An 18,620-nucleotide genomic window follows, 5' to 3' on the forward strand; every position below is an offset into this window, starting at 1 on the left:
AGAATGACAAACCATGATGATTTTAGGCTAAAGCTTTAAATGCTTGGCTTGAAATAAATAGATATGAAAAAAAGGGAGGCAACAAACATGAAGTTTGGAAAACGTACTCTAGTTCTATCTTTAGCATCAATGATGGTTTTTTCCGCACTGGCAGGCTGTTCGGGCGATTCCAACAACGCGGCTCCAAAGGCATCTGAAGGGTCTGGAGCAGCCAACAAAGAAACTACGCCTGATAAAGATGTAACCTTGGAATTATTGTATTGGGGTGATGATGTACAGAAAAAGCTGGTAGAAGCGGCAGCAGAAAAATATACAGCCGACACCGGAGTGAAAATCAATGCACAAGTACTTCCAGCAGATGGCTCCTTTGATACATTTATTCAGACCCGGCTCGAATCCGGTGAACTTCCAGATATCAGTTATATGGGTGAAGGCGATATCCAAAAGTACAATGAAATGGGAATTATCGAAGATATCAGCGATTTATTAGCGGACGGAAGCATTCCTGAAAAACTATCAGCGATTACAATCCATTCACCTGAGCAAAAAGTGATTGGAGTCGGCCTATCCAACCAGTTGGAGCTGCTTTACTATAGCAAGTCCAAATTTGATGCAGCAGGTCTTGAATATCCACCCTCCAAAGTTGAAAATGCGTGGGATTGGGATACATTCGTGACAAACGCGAAAAAGCTAACGACAGATACTAAAGGAAAAACAGCGGCAGATGAAGGCTTTGATGCTGCTCTGACCGAGAACTACGGGCTTGGTATGACAGCGGGACGGGAGTTCCACCACTTCTGGGCAGCTTATGCCAACGGTGGCGGGATTGTTTCCCCGGATGGAAGGGAGTTTCAATGGGATTCTCCCAAAACAGTTGATGCCATCCAGAAGCTAGCTGATCTCGTTAACAAAGACAAGGTTGCATCCGCTTTCAATTACACTTGGAATTCTGGAATTGGTTCTGCGGTAGACGCTTTGAGTGGTGGTTATGCCATGGCAATCAGCGGCTCTTGGGATCTAGCTAATATCAAAGGTAATGAAGATATCGGCGTTGGCGTTCTGCCTAAGATGGAAAAGGCAGTAACGATGAACTGTGGTGCTCCGCTTGTTGTGTACAATACATCGAAGCACATTGAGGAAGCCAAGAAATTCTATGCTTACATGGTCAACCCTGAGAACAGCCTGGAGCTGCTGAAGAGTGGTGCGTGGTTGCCGAACCAGGCAGATTGGTATACCGATCCTACCTTGGTTGAAAAGTGGACCTCCGATCTTCCTGAAAGCGCAAAAGAAACTATCCTTAGTTATTCCACAACGAAAGACTCTATCGCACAATGGCCTGCATATTACGTTCCTGCCTACCTCAAGATGAATACTGAATATGAGAAATCTATTGATCAGGCGTTGGCAGGTAAGAAAAGTGTTAAAGAAGTCTATGACGCGATCATGCCAGCGATCAAGCAGTTGTTCGAGAGCGGCAAGGTTTCCTAATTAGAGCTTATATTTGAAAAGAGGGCTATTGCTTATGAACCCAGAGAGCAAAACCGAAACGGCTGCGGTCTATGTTAAAAAGCATGCCAGAGGTGTCACCAAAGAGGCGGTGGCTGGATATTTGTTTGCAGCACCGGCCATTATTGGATTTTTGGTATTGACGCTTTATCCGATGTTGGCCAGTTTGTTTTACAGCTTTCATAAAATAACGATTATGAGCGGAAGCCAAGTTATGGAGTGGATTGGACTGGATAATTTCCGGTACATATTCACCAATACCAGCTCCGAATTCAAAAAATCCATAACGGTAACCTTGATTTATGCCTTCATTAACGTGGCGCTTGTAATCACCTTTTGTCTGATTGTTGCACTCTTATTGAACCGTAAATTTATCGGCAGAAACTTGATGCGGGCTATATTCTTTCTGCCGTCTGTAGTTCCGATGCTGGCGACAACAATTGTGTGGCAGATGCTTCTACAGAACCAAGCCAAGGGTGGATTGCTTAACTGGATTTTATTGCAGATAGGAATAGCCCCTGTTGATTTCCTGACAGATCCCATCCGTATTTTTGAGACATTGTTTATCATGAGCTTGTGGACCTGTGGTGGGACGATTGTTGTGTTCATCGCTACGCTGCAGGATGTTCCGGGAGAATTGCTGGAAGCTATCGAGATGGACGGGGGAAATGCTTGGCACAAGTTCCTCAAAGTAACCTATCCGACGATCAAGCCTGTCCTCTTTTTCCAATTGATTATGTGCATGATGACCTCTATCCAGATTTACACGCAAAGTGTGGTGTTGTCCAGAAATGGTGCACCCGATCGGATGACTTATTTTATCAACGTTATGATCTATGACCATTCATTTGTTCAGGTAGGGATGCGCGGTTTGGCGTCTGCTGAGGCATGGGTCGTCTTCCTAATCACTATGGCTATTACTGGTGTGCTGTTCTACTTCCAGGGCGCATTTAAAAGGGACGATTCGATGGGCAAAAGAAAGAAGGCGAGATAATGGCGGCTACCGCAATTATGAATTATACAAGTATCCAGAAAAAAAAGAAAAGAGCTAAAGCCATCAATACCGGGCTGATTCTGCTCTCCTGTCTGCTCGCAGTGGTGTTTGCTTTTCCTCTTTATTGGCTGCTGCGAGGTGCCTTCGTGAGCCATACAGAAATACTGGCGCGGCCGCCTGTGTTTTTCCCCGAGTCACTAAATGTCGATAATTTTCGGCTTGGGTTGGAACGTATTCAGTTCCTGCGGCAGCTCTGGAATTCAGTTTCGATTGTAGTTCCTTATGTGATCGGGACGGTGCTGACGACAAGCTTTGCGGGGTATGCCTTTGCTAAGCTGAACTTTCCGCTGCGCGGGATGTGGTTCGTGCTGGTCATCAGTACGATGATGCTGCCTAGTGCCGTAACCCTGCTGCCACAATATTCTCTGTACACTTCTTTGGGACTGGCTGGCAAACCTGCTCTTATTATTCCGGCCTTTTTCTGTGCAGGCGGCAACGCGTATTTTGTCTTTTTGCTCCGGCAATTTTTCATGACGATTCCGCTAGAACTCAGTGAAGCTGCCAAGATTGACGGTGCGGGTTACTTCCGTATCTACTCCCGCATCATGCTGCCGCTTATACGTCCCGCAATGATTGTTGTGGCGTTGTTCAGCTTTATCAACTGTTGGAATGAATTTTTCTACACCATGATTTATTTGAAGACTGAAGCAGATTATACGCTGCCTATGGGCTTGTATATTGTGAACGGGATGCGCATTCCGAACTATGAACAGGTCATGGCACTGGCGCTCGTCGTTACAGCTCCTTGTCTAGTATTTTTCTTGATCGGCAACAAATATTTTGTTGAGGGCATTACATTAACAGGAATCAAGGGATAAAAAGGAGGAATTCATCCAAATGACAAGTCATAAATGGCCCAGAAGAGCTTCTGTAGCGGCATTATGCGCGGCTGTGGTATTAAATGCAGGGATTGTTCCCGTATCGGCTAACTACACGACTGATTTCTATCATGAAGGTGTAGGCACCGATTACGGGCAGGCGAAGTGGAAGGATAATTCTATTGTTAAGGAAGGCGTTAATTTCAGCGATGTCACCGTCGGAGAAATGATGCAAGCGATTGAAGCTTTTGATTTTGAGGCTTTTGCAAAAGATAATTCCGATTTGCCTTGGCTTGATGCCTTGCTTGTTAACGAAGGTGTCATTCCGGATGATGTCAACGATGAAGTTAGCGCCAATACTCTGTTCAGCCGGGGAAGCGCTTTGTACATGAAGACTCAGGATAATACCAAGCTGGGTTTTGTGGGAACAGTGCATTACGCGGATACTTTGAACAAGGACACGATGTATAACATCACCCTTTCTACAGGAGACTTGGCGGAACAGAAAAATGTGCGGAAGAACTACCCGAGTCATGAGAATCAGACCTACACAAGCGGAGGCCTGGAGATTAACCAGCGGAAATTTATTTCCAGCTATAACAGTGCTGTAACGCTGCTTCAATTGAAGAATCCTACAGCCAGCGATATAACGTTGACGATGAAGGTTAAATCACCTTTCGTCTCAGCGGCTGAGGGTGATGAGCTGGTGGGTTACAGAGTGGCTGCTCCGCTAATGATAGGCAAAGCCGGGCAAAAGGTAGTTGAAGCAATGTCCTACGTGGATGTTCACCTGAGCGGAAACGGCATGAGTCCTTCCGGAAATGAACTGGTTAAAGAGATTACAGTGCCCGCCGGTGGCTCCGTTGACCAAAAGGTAGTCATGGGTTGGCTCGCGGATGAAATACCAGGCTCAAAGCTGCATTATGAGAGCTTTAAGGCTGCTGATAGCAATGATACAGCCTTCTCCGCACAGGTGCGGGAGTACAACGAGTGGTGGGCAGAGAACATTCCATATATCGATGTTCCCGATGAGAATGTGAAGAAGGTACTTTATTATCGTTGGTGGTGTAACCGCTTTAATTTGCTGGATGCCAACATTCCGGGCAATGACTGGCAGTTCCCGATGAACATGGAGGGCGTTCTCGGCTACAACAACGGGATTACGGTCAGTGTACCATGGGCGATGCAGGATCTGAAATGGCTGCGTGATCCTTCCTACTTGTATGGAACCTGGCTGGCTCAAGGGGAATATTCCGAGAATAAGAACTATAAAAATAATCCCGGACGTCCTAACATCTGGACTTGGGATATGATGCAGAACACGTCGCAAGTAGGCTGGGATGCTTACAAGATTTACGGTGGTGGTCAGGAAATACTGAAGAAGTTCGCTGATTTTTCCGCCACTGATGTTACCGGCACACTTGAACATTTTAAAGGCACTAATCCAAATCTTGTTTATTATAACCACGGTCCGATTACAGGTAATGACGGAGATACCGTATCCATGCACTGGAATGGCAGTGGTAACTATGCCCGGCTGGATGGCTCTTCTACTACCTACGCCAATGCAGTGGCAACAGCGAAGATGTACGAGCAGCTTGGGGATACTGCGGGTGCAGCTAAAATGACCACTGTGGCGCAGAATATTAAGAATTCAATTCTGAATGAGATGTGGTACGACAAGGCTGACTTTGATGGTGACGGTGTGGCAGATACGAATGGTACAGGCAGCTTTTTGCACAAAAAAGTTGTGGGTGGTACCGATGTATTCAACCCTTGGCGGGATAATAACATGTTTGTCTTTAACTTTGGTGTAGTACCAACTGAAGGTGAAGAAGGATATGAGGCGAAATATTTATCCCAGTTGTCTGATTACGCAGATCCGAATTATTATCCGATCTTTCCTTTCTTTACAGCGGATCAGAACAGCATTATGAAGCGGGTGGAAGATTTCAAGAATGGCAAGACGGATGCCTTCGGTACAGACCAGTTCGCATGGTGTAACTTCGGCAACTATATTAATACCGTTCGTGCCTCTCTGCGCTATTATCCTATAGATAACATCAATAGTGACGTTTACAAAACACTGTTTGATTGGGGCGCTTGGTTGCATACAGTGGAGCCGGGCAATACGGACCACCTGGACTCTAATGAATTTTTCTGGCTGGAGGATTACTTCTTCGGCACGCCATGGACAAAAGACAATCCTCCTAACCCTAGTGGAGATATGGTACGGGCATGGATTCACCACGATACGCTTGGCATGATGAATTACACTGTGGTTGAAGATATGGCGGGTATTCAGCCACGGACAGATGACAAGATCGAGCTATGGCCGATTAATGTTGATTATGACTATTTTGCTGTAGATAACGTGCGTTATCATGATGCTAACTTATCTATCGTATGGCAGGATCCTGCTAAATACAGCGACAATCCTCATTATCAAGGTATTCCAGCAGGTTATTCGCTCTTCATTAATGATGAACTCGTAATGACAACTAACGAAATGTCCCATCTGATTTATGATACAGCTACTGGTAAGGTGGAAAAACCTTCAGGTGATGTAACTGGGGCTGTTGGCGATAACTCGAAGACACAGGTGTTATATGAAAAAGGCAGTGCTACGACACTTGCTGCGGCAGATCAAACATCCCTAGCTAGCAATGAGAAGACTGTCGATATGTTTAATAAAGCAGGCGTAGATATTGTTAATGACGGTACGAATCTGGCTGTTGCTTCAGGCACTACTGTTGAATCGACTTATATCAAGAGCGGTTCGAACATCCGCAACCTGGCGGACAATTCGACAATCGCATCGATTAATCATACCTCAAACACAGCTTTATTCGGAGGTTCGCCGAATTCCGTCGATACGGTTACGTTCAAATTTGATGGAGTCCAGGCTGTGGACAATGTAAAAGTCTATTTCTATAATGACCGGCTTCTGAACGGTTATGGTACACCACAGACATTCGGTGTCGAATATCAGGATGCTGATGGAAGCTGGAAACCAGTGGAGGGGCAATTCCGCTATCCGGAGTATATTGCTTCCAACTATAACAATGTAGAGTTCCAAAAGGTTAACACTGCAGCGATTCGCATTCATGTGACGCATTCGCTGGAACTTGCGACCGCCATAAAGGAGATTCAGATCTACAACAATAATCTGGAGGTTAAGGCGGCTGCCAATCAGGCACCAAAGGTTTATCTAGAAACACCATTGAAGGTTGAGCAAAATGCGCCTCTGACGATTATGCCGCAAATCGTTGATGATGGATTGCCAAGTGGCAAGCTGACTTATACCTGGGAGAAGATTTCAGGTGAAGGAGAAGTAGCGGAGACAGGGCTTGATAAGGCCATGCTGCAAGCAACCTTTAAGGCGACTGGTGAATATGAATACCGCCTGACTGTTAGCGATGGGGAACTTGAAACTGTCGTGAAGGTTCCAGTCACCGTATTTGTAGCTACTGCAGAACTGACAGAGATGATCGCGAAGTTTGCGGATCGGGATTCCGGCAGACTTGTCCGGAACAAGGATGATTTTACTGCGGCAACATGGCAAGAGCTGCAAGCTGCACTGACTGCTGCCAAGGCATTGCTGGCTCAGGGAGAATATACACTGGAAGAGATCAAAGTGGCAACGGATCAAATGCGGATGGCGGTGGATAACCTTAGATACAGAAATGCTGCCCTTTTGGCTACGCCTAGTGCCTCTTACACTTCGGCATGGGAGTCTGTGTATGGCATTAATGATGGTTATATCCCTTATACTTCAGCAAGTATTTACAATAGCGAAGCAGAAACTCAGTATGGGAACTGGGGCGGTCCCGGTGAAAGCCATTGGCTACAACTGACCTGGAAAGAGCCCGTGACTTTGTCAGGCAGCTCCGTGTACTTCTATGATGATGAAGGCGGTGTACAGGTACCGGGAGATTATAGCTTCGAATATTGGGATAAGGATGCCGGAAAATATGTGCCGGTAACGGGCTTGAGCGAGAAAGGCAAAGCAAGAAATGCATTTAACGAGGTAACCTTTGACGAGGTGAAGACGGATAAACTCCGTTTGATTCTTAATAAGCAGTCCACTAGTATTTGGACAGGCGTTAAGGAATGGCGGGCAATTTCGTCTAAGCCAGAAGGAGAAGTTCCTGCTCCCGGCGACCATGGTGCGATTGTAAGCATTGAACAGATTGCGGTGAGTACGACAGTTAACGTCGTGCCTAATCTTCCAGCTAAGGTTACGGTAACTTACGCCGATAAAACGACAGGCTTGGCAAGTGTGGTATGGGAGGAAATTCCCCTTAACAAACTCACCATTGCTACAGACTTCACTATATTTGGTAAAGTGGCGGGCACCGATATTGCTGCCAGCTGCCGCATCAGTGTGAGGTACGATAAATCTAAACTTAAAGCAGCCATTGATACAGCGGAAGATCCTTCGGTAAATGAAGAAAATTATACCGGAACGCCTGAGCAATGGGAGGCACTACGCATTGCACTAGAGGCTGCTAAAGCCACTTATGCAAATGACGGTGCTACCGATGGTGATATTAATGTGGCATATTCCAATTTGAAAAATGCCTTTGAAGCCTTACAGCCTGTCGAAGCTCATGATGCAATGATCAGCGGAATCACAATTCCGGGCGGATCTATTGATCAGGTAGCCAAAGAAATTATTTTACCGGATACGACTACACTTGATGAGCTGAAGGAAGGACTTACTGTTCCGGTAGGGGTTACCTTCGCTGTGTATGAACCCGATAGCATTACTATTGCGGGAGAAATTCAAACGGGTTACAAGGTCATTGTGACGGCACTGGATAAAACAACGACCAGAACGTATACCTTAACATTAGTTTCTGTAAATCCACCTCTCATAACGGCAGCCTTGGAGGAGAAGCTTAGAGCAATAGAGGCTCTGGATAAGAGCCTTTATGTAGAGGAGAGCTGGAATACTCTTGAGAAAGAGGTAGCACGTGCAGTGATGTTGATGGAGAGTGGAACTGCTACTCAGGCAGACATTGATGAGGCATTAAGTCAGCTTACTGCGGCGGTTGCGGGCCTGAAGTTGCTTTCAGAAGCTACGCCAACACCTACGCCAACATCAACACCTGCACCGACAACGACACCTACACCAACATCAACACCTGCACCGACAACGACACCTACACCAACATCAACACCTGCACCGACAGCGACACCAACGTCAACGCCGAAATCAACAGAGGCACCGGGTACTTATGTGCCGGTAGCCACGGCAAAACCGTCGCCTAGCGCGTCTGCGACAGCTGCCCCTGCTGTAAGCAATGGTAAAATCGTTGTCCAGACGATCATCGGAGCAGATGGAAAATCATTGGCTGAACTCGCTGCCGCAGATGTTGAAAAGGCAGCAAAGGATGCAAGGGATGGTATTCTATCCATTGTCGTGAAACCTACCGGAAACGCGAAACAAATTGTAGTTGAGCTGCCACTGCAGTCACTGGCAGCAGCGGGGAATGTTAAATCCCTCAAGATTGATACAGGAACAGCAAGCATAATGCTGCCGGAAAATTTCCTGAAGACTTACAAAGATGCTAAGAACAGCAAACTTAAGCTTATTGTGGGCACTGGAGATATATCCGGATTGCCACTTTCGGTAAGCAGTCAGTTGAATGCAGGTACAATTAAAGACATCAGTCTTAGCGTAGATGGTGTGGTTATTCCAGGCGATGTACTGAAGACATCGGGGATCAAGCTGGCACTTCCTTATACGCTGAAGTCTGGTGAGAAAGCTCATAAAGTAGTGGTTTATTACTTGAACAGTAATCAGCAACTAGAGATCGTTAAGAACGGAAGATTTAATACAGGAACACAGATGCTTGAGTTAAATTTGCAACAGCTTGGCAGTTATGTAGTGGTTCACTCGAATGTTTCATTCAAAGATATCGCTACAGCTAATTGGGCGGTAAACAGTATTGAAGCACTCGCAGCACGAGGCGCAATCCAAGGGATGGATGCTGAACACTTTAATCCAAGTGGAAATGTGACCCGTGCAGAATTCATCAAAATATTGATGAACGCTTTTGATTTACTAGATGAGACGGCTGTAAGCACATTTACAGACGTTAAGGATGGGGCATGGTATGCCAGTCCGATTGCGAGCGCTCAAAAGCTCGGTATTGTTAAAGGCAAAGCGGATGGCAACTTTGGTGCAAGCGAGGAGATTACTCGTCAGGAAATGGCGGTCATGATTTATCGTTTGGCTCAGACGATTAATATCCCATTGACCGACGGAACAAAGGCTTCTGGTGAAGCATTCTCTGATGTGAACCAGTTGTCTGCGGATGCAGCCAAAGCTGTAGAAGCGATGCGTATTAGTGGAATTATTAACGGTATGACATCCAACCAATTTGGACCAAACGGCAAGGCTACAAGAGCGCAAGCAGCGACCGTGATCTTCCGCCTGTTTGAGCAGCTTCAATAATCATGCAGCAATACAAGATATAAAAAAGACGCAGGTGTCCCGTAGTCATGATCATGACTGCTGGGCACCTGTGTTTTTTTGCTGCCAACCCCAAACACCTAATCTCATGCTCGTATCCACCACGCTCTTAAAACAAACTTTGCTTCATGGTATGTAATTTGCACGCAAGAGATCGCTAACGGACCCAGTAGCCCCTAAACGTTGCATTTATCGACTTTTGGCATGCTATCGGACCCAATAGTCGCTATTGGCATGAAAATCGCCCGATTAGAGCCACTTTTGATGAGATAGCTGCACTGGAGTCCGAAAATGTGCCCAAAAGGCGGTAATTGAGCCAATAACGTCTCCTGAGCCCGTAAGCGTCTGAGGATGCACTCGGTGTTATCGTGTCTGAGTCTGTAGGCCTCAGGGGATGTGTTCGGTGTTATTGCGCTAGGTCAGTAAGCTCCAAAGGATGAGTGTGACTCGGCGGCAACGGACCCAGGAGCCCCTAAACGTTGCATTTATCGACTTTTGGTGTGCTATCGGACCCCATAGTCGCTATTGGTATAAAAAAAAGGCCGATTAGAGCCACTTTTGATGAAATAGCTGCACTGGAGTCCGAAAATGTGCCAAAAAGGCGATAAACGAGCAAATAACGCCTCCTGAGTCCTTAAGCGTCTGAGGATGCACTCGGTGTTATCGTATCTGAGTCCGTAAGCGTCTGAGGATGCACTCGGTGTTATCGTGGCCGAGTCCGTAAGCGCCTGAGGATGCACTCGGTGTTATTCTGTCTGAGTCCGTAAGCGTCTGAGGATGCACTCGGTGTTATCGTGTCTGAGTCTGTAGGCCTCAGGGGATGTGTTCGGTGTTATTGCGCTAGGTCAGTAAGCTCCAAAGGATGAGTGTGACTCGGCGGCAACGGACCCAGGAGCCCCTAAACGTTGCATTTATCGACTTTTGGTGTGCTATCGGACCCCATAGTCGCTATTGGCATGAAAACCGCCCGATTAGAGCCACTTTTGATGAGATAGCTGCACTGGAGTCCGAAACTGTGCCCAAAAGGCGATAATTGAGCAAATAACGCCTTCTGAGTCCATAAGTGTCTGAGGATGTATGCGGTGTTGCGTGCCTGAGCCGAAAGCGTCTGAGGATGTATGCGGTGTTGCGTGCCTGAGTCCATAAGTGTCTGAGGATGTATGCGGTGTTGCGTGCCTGAGCCGAAAGTGTCTGAGGATGTATGTGGTGAGTCGCTATTGGCATGACCCCAAGGGCTGATTTAGTGACTTACCTGCGGAACCCAGCCTATGGAGCAGTCTCATTTTCTTTCTTGTTGATCCCTTTTCAGTATAATTTTGGCGGATAGGATTTGGAGAGACGGGGGATAATTTCTAGGAAACCTAATTCTGACAGGAGTGACTACTGTGGAGGAACGGCCAGCAGGTGGGAACAGCAATACGTCTCAAAAAAACACAAAATCTGAGCAGACTCTGAGTACGTCACTGGATGAAATGATGACTTTGTTTAGAGACATATTCAAGAACGATGGAACGCTTAGAATCAGAGTGTTTAGCAACATGTTTAGTGATAGTCTTCGCTTTGGATTAGTCTATGTTGACGGAATGGTTGACAAACATATGATCCAAGAGGGGATTATCAAGCCCGTCATGGCATTTGATTTTACCGAAAAGGATTGTGGCAATAAAGCCGAGCTGATGGAGAACATCCGGACGCAGGTCATTAGTATTAGCGATGTGGTTGCCTCTGAGAATTTTGATGAAATGATCTATGCGATTATAGCTGGCAAGACCTTACTGTTGATGGACGGTTATGCCGGTGTTCTGAACATTGGTGCACAGGGTTGGGAGACGAAAGCTCTTGCGGAACCGGTTACCGAAAAAAGTGTGAAAGGTCCAAGGGAGGGATTTACGGAATCACTGTTAGTAAATCTCACTCTTATTCGGCGCAGGGTACAAGATTCCGAGTTAAAATTTGTTTTTAGTTCACTGGGAACACGGTCCAAAACACCGATATGTATCTGTTACATGGAGGGGTTAGCATCACCGGCTATTCTCAAAGAATTACAGAATCGAATGGAACAGATTGACATAGATCTTATTCTAGATACGGCATCTCTGGCGGAATTAATTAGAGACGAGCCCTATTCGCCCTTTGAAATGACAGGAAGTACAGAGCGCCCGGATGCCGTAGTCAGTAACATGATGGAGGGCAGAGTTGCCGTGCTCATTGAAGGCAGCCCGTTTGCAATGACTGTTCCCTATGTATTTGTAGAGAATTTTCAAGCCAGCTCGGATTATTACATTAACTTTTATTTTGGTTCCTTCAATCGAATGTTGAGAGTTTTTGGAGCTTTTTTGTCGATCAGTATACCTGCTCTTTACGTAGCTTTAGTTACCTATAGCCAGGAAATGATCCCAACCATGTTGTTGCTCAGTATTTCTACTGCAAGAGTAGCAGTCCCTTTTCCTACAATAGTAGAAGCGTTATTCATGTTAACTATATTTGAAATATTAAGAGAGGCGGGTGAGCGGATACCTACCTATATAGGACAGGCTATCAGTATCGTAGGCGCTCTCGTGTTAGGACAAGCAGCAGTGGAGGCTAGAATAGTTAGTGCTCCAATGATTATTGTAGTCGGTTTAACAGGGATCATGACGCTACTTAACCCTAGGTTGACCGGTCCTTTAATTATCGTAAGAACATTGCTGCTGGGTGCGAGTTTTTTTCTAGGGATATATGGTTATTTTCTTGGAATGCTTGGTTTAGTAGTTCATTTGATGAGTCTGCGTAGTTTTGGGGTTCCATACATGCTTGGAGTAGGCTCAATCCGTCCTCAGGACATTAAAGATACAGCGATCAGGGCGCCGTGGTGGCATATGTATCTGCGTCCGGCGTTAATTGGGGCACGAAATATGAGGAGAAAAGGTTCCAATAAAATAAGGAGAAGACCATGAGCAAGCTGAAAAGGATACTTCTGATTGTTACATCCATGATGCTTCTGATCTGCAATACAGGCTGCTGGAACTACTTTGAAATTGACGATATGTCGATTGTTGCCGGGGTCGCGATTGATAAGGGGAAAAAAGACGGTCAGTTATTGGTGACAACAGAGATTGTAGATACAAAGGAAGGAATGAAATCAAGTCAGGCTGGCTTCAAAATGATCACGCTCGCGGGCGAGACCATGTTTGATATTGTGAGGGGAATGATCTCGATCACTGGAAAAAAGTTATTTTGGAGCCATTCTAAGGCGATTATCCTTAGTGAGGAGATTGCAAGGGAGGGAGTCACCAAAGTAATAGATTGGTACAACAGGGATACGGAAACCCGATCGGATGTGTATATTTTTGTCGCTAAAGAGAAGTCGGCTCAAGAAATCATAAGTCTCAGCAGTTCGACTGAGAGTATTATGTCCTATGCACTTGCACAGCAGATGAGGACTGAGAAAAATGTAAGTACAGCGCCGGTTGTGGAAATTTGGGACTTCATAGATAAGCTCGAGGCTTCTGGTGAATATGCCATCGCTCCATTAATTTATGTTCATGAACAAAATAAGACGAAGAATGCACGAGTTAGCGGAACAGCTATTTTCAGGATGGATAAAATGATCGGTATGATCAGTGGCGAAGAAACGAAATACATGTTGTTTGCCAACAATCAAATCCAGGGAGGTGTGTTAATCGTAAAGGATGAAAGTGGAGAACCTGCCTTTTCCCTCGAAATTTTATCCAATCGTACAAAAATAAAACCTGTATGGATAAACGGTAAGCTCCAAATAAAGCTTAATACACTGACACACGCAGGACTGGACGAGGTCAAATCTTCGGGGGAATTCAATAATCTGGACAGCAAGAAGACTATAGAAAGGTGGGCTGAAAAAGAACTGGAGGAGCAGATTCTCTCCGTTATTCATAAGGTTCAGAAGGATTACCAAGCAGATATTTTTGGATTTGGAGAGCTTCTTCATGAGAAAATGCCACGGACCTGGGAGAAAATCGAGAAAAACTGGGGGAAGGAATTTTCCAACGTAGAGATAGTAGTGAATTCCAAGGTGATTATCGAGAGCAGTGCACAAACGTCAAGGTCTATCAAGATTCATCAAAAATAGGTGATAAAATTGGTTGTTGTGGTCATATTTATCTATGCGGTAATTGTTTTGAGTGATCCTTATGGTCTATGGAAACAGGGGATGAAGCGGGATTTTTATGTTTCTTCCGCACTATGTCTGGTATCATTCTGTATTGCTTTTGCATTGGCAATGAGATGGTCACTCCCTAGTCCTTCACCATACCTAGAACACTGGATTAAGATGCTATTTTAGGGGACAAGCCTAAGGGAGAATAGAGTATGAACAAAGAGATCGTATCAACAGGGCATGCTATTAGTATTGCTGTCTTGTTTATTATGGGGACTTCAATATTTATGGGTGTGCCGGGAGAATCCGGTAACAGTAACTGGATCGCCGTATTATTAGCCATGGTACTGGTGGTCCCACTGCTGCTGATATATGCCAGACTACACATCTTATTACCAGGCAAGGATCTATTTGATATGTTGATTACCGTGTTTGGAGGCGTCTTGGGTCGAATCATTTCTTGTCTCTATATTTGGTATACCTTTCATCTAGGGACACTAATTCTTAGGGTTTTTGGAGAATTCAGTAGATCCGTTACTTTAACCGAAACACCAATGATAGCACCTATGGCATGTCTTGGACTGTTGTGTATATGGATAGTTAAGGCTGGGATTGAAGTGCTGGGGAGAAGTTCTAAGCTTCTATTACTGTTCGCAATATTTGTTAATCTAGTCATTGTCACCTTAGCTTTTTCCAAAATGGAATATCATCACTTACTTCCGCTGTTGGATAAAGGCTGGAAGCCATTATTTAACGATACGCTGGGCACATTTTCTTTTCCATTTGCAGAGGTTGTAGTCTTTCTGGGGGTATTCGGTAATTTATCGAAGAAGAGCTCAGCGAAGAAGGTATTATTTGGTGGTGTAGCGATTGCTGGGGCAATTATTATTATGGCTACACTACGGAACCTATTGATGCTGGGTCCTGAGGTCTTGTCTAGTTTATATTTTCCGGCTTATGTGTCTGCAGGGCGTATTAATGTAGGAGATTTTTTGACCCGAATTGAAGCGTCATCGGCAGTGGCTTTTGTAATCACAACATTTATAAAAGGAAGTTTATGCCTTTACGTATCTTGCATTGGAGTAGCTAAAGTATTCAAGCTCAAGAGTTACCGCTCCGTTGTGCTTCAGATGGGACTACTCATGATCTATTTTGCGGATTTTGTGTACAAGGATATTATGGAAATGTACTATTTCTCTTACCATATTTATAAAATATACGCCTTTCCTTTCCAGGTGATTATTCCGTTGATATTATGGATTTGCGCTGAAATTGTTGTGAGCCGAGGTAAAAATAAACAGATAGCGCCGCAGTCGCAGCAATAGCTCTAAATAGGAGGATACAGGTGTCTCGTGAGCCATAAAAGGTGGCTGTTGGGATGCTTGTGTCCTTTTTGTTATGAGTAATTAGGTGAAATCCCACATTCGGAATCTTAGCGGAGCGCATAGTTGTTATTGATTAGCGTCCTCTGAGTCCGTAAGTTTCAGGAGAGGGCGATGATGCTATAATGATAGATACATAGAATAGAGGTTACTTTTTTTGAGAACAGGGGAGCTGATCCATCATTGAATACATATATTCTTATATATGATAGCTTTGTGCAGTTTGAGGTTACATTGGCAGCTTATTTTATGAAAACAAAGGGTGAGGTTTATACCTTAAGTTTGGAAGATAAGGCGTTAATCTCCTGCGAGGGTTTTTCTGTGAATCCATCCGTATTGGTTGAAAATGTGGACGTTAGCACCATAGATTTATTGATTATCCCTGGTGGGGAAACAGATAATTTAATAGGGCAGGAGGCTCTATTAGATTTAATCAGAAGCCTGAATCGAGCAGGCAAAGTCATCGCGGGCATTTGCGGTGGGGTATCCATTCTTAAGGCAGCCGGAGTACTGGATGGTAAGGTTTATGTGGACAATGAATCCGGCGTATCTAACGTCGTTGTCGATGGAACAATCATTACCGCTAAGCCGAATGGATATGTAGATTTTGCGCTTGAAATTGGGCGAGTAATGAGTATCTATAAAGATGAGGCAGATTTGCAAGAAACGATAGATTTCTTTAAACATTTTAAATCCGTCTAAGGAGTAGAAGAGGGGAAACATGTATGAACGTTAGCAATATCATTATGTCCTCTTATTGGGGTAGAGAGGTTAAACATAAATATATCACCCAAGGTTCCAAAACGCTGGCTGTTATTTTTCCGGGTAAAAATTATTCAGCTGATCGCTCTCTGCTGGATTATGCGGCTAAAGCTGCCCGGGAGCATAATTGTGATGTTCTGCTTTTAGAATATGGTTACCAGAGTGCTAGGGTGGATTTCAAGCGTGAAGAAATGAGTATTATCATTGAGGAATGTAAAGCCGTGATTGCTTCTCTGCCGGATTATAAGAGGTTTCTTTTTATAAGTAAAAGCATGGGAGCTGTTATTGCAGGTAGAATAGCTGATGAGCTAGAAATACAGAAGAAGACGTCTCATCTATATATCACCCCGTTGCCTGAGGCGGTTCCGCTGATTCAGCGGAGTCGGGGTACCATAATTTATGGTGGCAGTGACCCCTTATTTGGTGAAGAGCATTCTGGTGAAATTAGTGGGCTGAATCATTTGAAGGTGTATAGAATCGATGATGCCAATCATTCGCTGGAGGTAGGCAGTGTCAACGAGTCACTAGCAATACTGCTGGTCATCATTAATTTCTATCATGAATTTTTCCGGGATGCTTTAAATCCATAACTTTAGGAGATGATGAGTGTGATTTTGGAAGCTGCGATGCTGCAAGTGAAGCCTGGTTTGACTACTGAATTTGAGCAAAGCTTCAAGGAGGCATCAAGCTTAATCTCCTCGATAGAAGGTTATATGGGCCATGAATTACAACATTGCTTGGAGGAGGATCATAAGTATCTGTTGCTGGTGAAGTGGAGAACGCTTGAAGACCACACTGTTGGGTTTAGAGAATCCAGCCAATATCAGGAATGGAAAGCACTCCTTCACCATTACTACGACCCATTTCCGGTAGTTGAGCATTTTACCCGCATTAATCTGGACTAAATGGAGGATGCCGAATGAAGGCGAAGCTTGTTGGGGAAGGCAGAACAGCGGAGATCTGGCAGCATGACGATCAGAGGATTCTTAAATTGTACCGGGAGGATATAGCAGAGCAACACGTCAGCCGGGAATATAAAATCAGCCAGTTTGTACATGCGCGGGGTGTTCGGACCCCCCAGCCTTTTGAGCTTATTTCTGAACAGAATCGACAAGGTATCGTTTTTCAACAAATTCAGGGTCCCTCTTTACTAAAGGTGATGGGTGAGAAGCCTTGGAAAGTTACCCAATATGCCAGGCTGATGGCGGGGCTTCATTGTGATTTACATAAGCTTGAAACTACAGAGGAAATCGGCCAGCAAAAGGATATGCTGAAAAGTCAGATCATGGTTGCCCCTATGCTGAGCGAAGAGGAAAAATCCGTCATTTTGAAGTATCTGGAGAAGCTGCCGGAAGGCACTCGTTTATGTCATGGGGATTTTCATCCCGACAATGTGCTTATGGATGAACAGCTCTGGGTGATCGACTGGATGACGGGTGTAGTGGGAGAACCTGCTGGAGATGCTGCGCGTTCCGTAGTGATGTTCAGTTTGGGAGCTATGCCTCCGGGAGCTTCGGCCTTCTCCAAATTAATGTTAGGTTTTATAAGAAAAAGATTAACTAAGGGATACATTCAAGAGTATCTCAGATTATCAGGACACACTTATGAGGACGTAGACCGCTGGATTTTGCCGATCGCTGCCGCACGTCTGGTGGAGGGGCTTTCGCCTCCAGAGAAGGAGCTGCTGGTAAAAGAAGTTCGTAAACGTCTACACACCTTAGCCGCAGAGGTAAGCTGATCATGGCACAAAAACGGAGGCGTATTCTATGACTACCTATATAGCGCTGCTGCGTGGAATTAACGTGGGCGGGAACAAAATTATTAAAATGTTGGACCTGAAGGCGATGTTTCAAGCGCTTGGATTTGCAAATGTACGAACGTATATTCAGAGCGGAAATGTCGTGTTTGAGAGTGATGAAGGTTCGGTGAGCCTGCTTAGCGGAGTCATTGAACGTCAGATTCATGAGGTTTTTGGATTCGAGGTCTCTGTTATTATCCGTACTTTAGCAGAAATGGAGAATGTGATCGCTAACGATCCCTTTCAGCTGTCCGAGCCAGAGGAATTCAAAAGATGGTATGTTACTTTTTTACCAGCCGAGCCTTCAGCGGAAGCATTGGATAAACTGCGCACTTATGAGAATGGACCGGATAAAGTGCATTTTGTCGGCAGAGAGATGTATATATTATATGAGGTCAGTGTGAGCCAATCGTCGCTTTTTAAAGTCCCTTTTGACAAAATACTCGGGATGCCCATTACCGCACGCAACTGGAACACGGTGAATAAGCTTGTTGCCATAGGCAAGATGGAATAACATAGTTTGGATTGAACAGGGTACCGAAAGGCTCCACATTGTGGGGTCTTTTTTGCGTGCCGGCAGCCTCATTTATTCAGCAAACATTCAGCTTGCACTCATTGAGAGTTAAGGTATGGATGAAATAATACACCTACGGAAAGCTTGGGCCGGAGTTACAGAACTGCCGGCATATAGAATGATCA

The 18,620-nt window shown here is 45.0% G+C and carries 12 protein-coding genes; all 12 read left to right on the top strand.

Annotated elements, in window-relative coordinates; all coding sequences use genetic code 11:
* The first annotated feature begins 87 nt into the window (after window positions 1-87).
* The 12 genes from MHH89_RS24870 to MHH89_RS24925 all read left to right on the top strand — a co-directional run bounded on the left by MHH89_RS24870 (window position 88) and on the right by MHH89_RS24925 (window position 18,435).
* Window positions 88-1,488: an extracellular solute-binding protein gene (locus tag MHH89_RS24870; RefSeq protein ID WP_076193728.1), complete on the top strand. Its 1,401-nt coding sequence runs from the start codon at window positions 88-90 to the stop codon at window positions 1,486-1,488.
* Between the two features lie 34 nt (window positions 1,489-1,522).
* A complete protein-coding gene (locus MHH89_RS24875; protein WP_081383334.1) occupies window positions 1,523-2,500 on the top strand; it encodes a carbohydrate ABC transporter permease in 978 nt (325 codons plus the stop codon).
* Window positions 2,500-3,378: a carbohydrate ABC transporter permease gene (locus MHH89_RS24880; protein ID WP_081383335.1), complete on the top strand. Its 879-nt coding sequence runs from the start codon at window positions 2,500-2,502 to the stop codon at window positions 3,376-3,378. The genes MHH89_RS24875 and MHH89_RS24880 overlap by 1 nt, the downstream gene beginning before the upstream one ends.
* A 19-nt stretch (window positions 3,379-3,397) precedes the next feature.
* Window positions 3,398-9,844 (top strand): S-layer homology domain-containing protein, encoded by a 6,447-nt coding sequence (locus tag MHH89_RS24885; RefSeq protein WP_341088395.1) that lies wholly within the window; start codon window positions 3,398-3,400, stop codon window positions 9,842-9,844.
* A gap of 1,403 nt (window positions 9,845-11,247) precedes the next feature.
* Window positions 11,248-12,798, top strand: a complete 1,551-nt coding sequence (locus tag MHH89_RS24890; protein ID WP_139330151.1) for a spore germination protein — start codon at window positions 11,248-11,250, stop codon at window positions 12,796-12,798.
* Window positions 12,795-13,952: a Ger(x)C family spore germination protein gene (locus tag MHH89_RS24895; RefSeq protein WP_076278130.1), complete on the top strand. Its 1,158-nt coding sequence runs from the start codon at window positions 12,795-12,797 to the stop codon at window positions 13,950-13,952. Before MHH89_RS24890 ends, MHH89_RS24895 begins: the two co-directional genes overlap by 4 nt.
* A 239-nt stretch (window positions 13,953-14,191) precedes the next feature.
* Window positions 14,192-15,304 carry a GerAB/ArcD/ProY family transporter gene (locus tag MHH89_RS24900; RefSeq protein WP_076303404.1) on the top strand — a complete coding sequence of 371 codons (1,113 nt, stop codon included), beginning with the start codon at window positions 14,192-14,194 and terminating at the stop codon, window positions 15,302-15,304.
* A 240-nt stretch (window positions 15,305-15,544) separates the two neighbouring features.
* Complete coding sequence (locus MHH89_RS24905; protein WP_340397694.1) at window positions 15,545-16,063, top strand: DJ-1/PfpI family protein; 519 nt, start codon at window positions 15,545-15,547, stop codon at window positions 16,061-16,063.
* 23 nt (window positions 16,064-16,086) lie between these two features.
* Window positions 16,087-16,713 (top strand): hypothetical protein, encoded by a 627-nt coding sequence (locus MHH89_RS24910; RefSeq protein ID WP_340397695.1) that lies wholly within the window; start codon window positions 16,087-16,089, stop codon window positions 16,711-16,713.
* Window positions 16,714-16,731: 18 nt separating this feature from the next.
* Window positions 16,732-17,028 carry an antibiotic biosynthesis monooxygenase family protein gene (locus tag MHH89_RS24915; RefSeq protein ID WP_340397696.1) on the top strand — a complete coding sequence of 99 codons (297 nt, stop codon included), beginning with the start codon at window positions 16,732-16,734 and terminating at the stop codon, window positions 17,026-17,028.
* A 14-nt stretch (window positions 17,029-17,042) separates the two neighbouring features.
* Entirely contained in the window at window positions 17,043-17,861 is an 819-nt protein-coding gene (locus MHH89_RS24920; RefSeq protein WP_076186267.1) for a phosphotransferase family protein, read from the top strand.
* A gap of 28 nt (window positions 17,862-17,889) precedes the next feature.
* Window positions 17,890-18,435: a DUF1697 domain-containing protein gene (locus MHH89_RS24925; protein ID WP_076279654.1), complete on the top strand. Its 546-nt coding sequence runs from the start codon at window positions 17,890-17,892 to the stop codon at window positions 18,433-18,435.
* The last annotated feature ends 185 nt before the right edge of the window (window positions 18,436-18,620 follow it).

The sequence above is a fragment of the Paenibacillus sp. FSL H7-0323 genome (genome assembly GCF_038002725.1).
Lineage (GTDB): Bacteria > Bacillota > Bacilli > Paenibacillales > Paenibacillaceae > Paenibacillus_AQ > Paenibacillus_AQ odorifer.

Coding starts and splice junctions, on each gene's coding strand:
- MHH89_RS24895 (WP_076278130.1), top strand. CDS start 12,795: ATGAGCAAGCTGAAAAGGATACTTCTGATTGTTACATCCATGATGCTT.
- MHH89_RS24925 (WP_076279654.1), top strand. CDS start 17,890: ATGACTACCTATATAGCGCTGCTGCGTGGAATTAACGTGGGCGGGAAC.
- MHH89_RS24885 (WP_341088395.1), top strand. CDS start 3,398: ATGACAAGTCATAAATGGCCCAGAAGAGCTTCTGTAGCGGCATTATGC.
- MHH89_RS24910 (WP_340397695.1), top strand. CDS start 16,087: ATGAACGTTAGCAATATCATTATGTCCTCTTATTGGGGTAGAGAGGTT.
- MHH89_RS24870 (WP_076193728.1), top strand. CDS start 88: ATGAAGTTTGGAAAACGTACTCTAGTTCTATCTTTAGCATCAATGATG.
- MHH89_RS24875 (WP_081383334.1), top strand. CDS start 1,523: ATGAACCCAGAGAGCAAAACCGAAACGGCTGCGGTCTATGTTAAAAAG.
- MHH89_RS24880 (WP_081383335.1), top strand. CDS start 2,500: ATGGCGGCTACCGCAATTATGAATTATACAAGTATCCAGAAAAAAAAG.
- MHH89_RS24920 (WP_076186267.1), top strand. CDS start 17,043: ATGAAGGCGAAGCTTGTTGGGGAAGGCAGAACAGCGGAGATCTGGCAG.
- MHH89_RS24900 (WP_076303404.1), top strand. CDS start 14,192: ATGAACAAAGAGATCGTATCAACAGGGCATGCTATTAGTATTGCTGTC.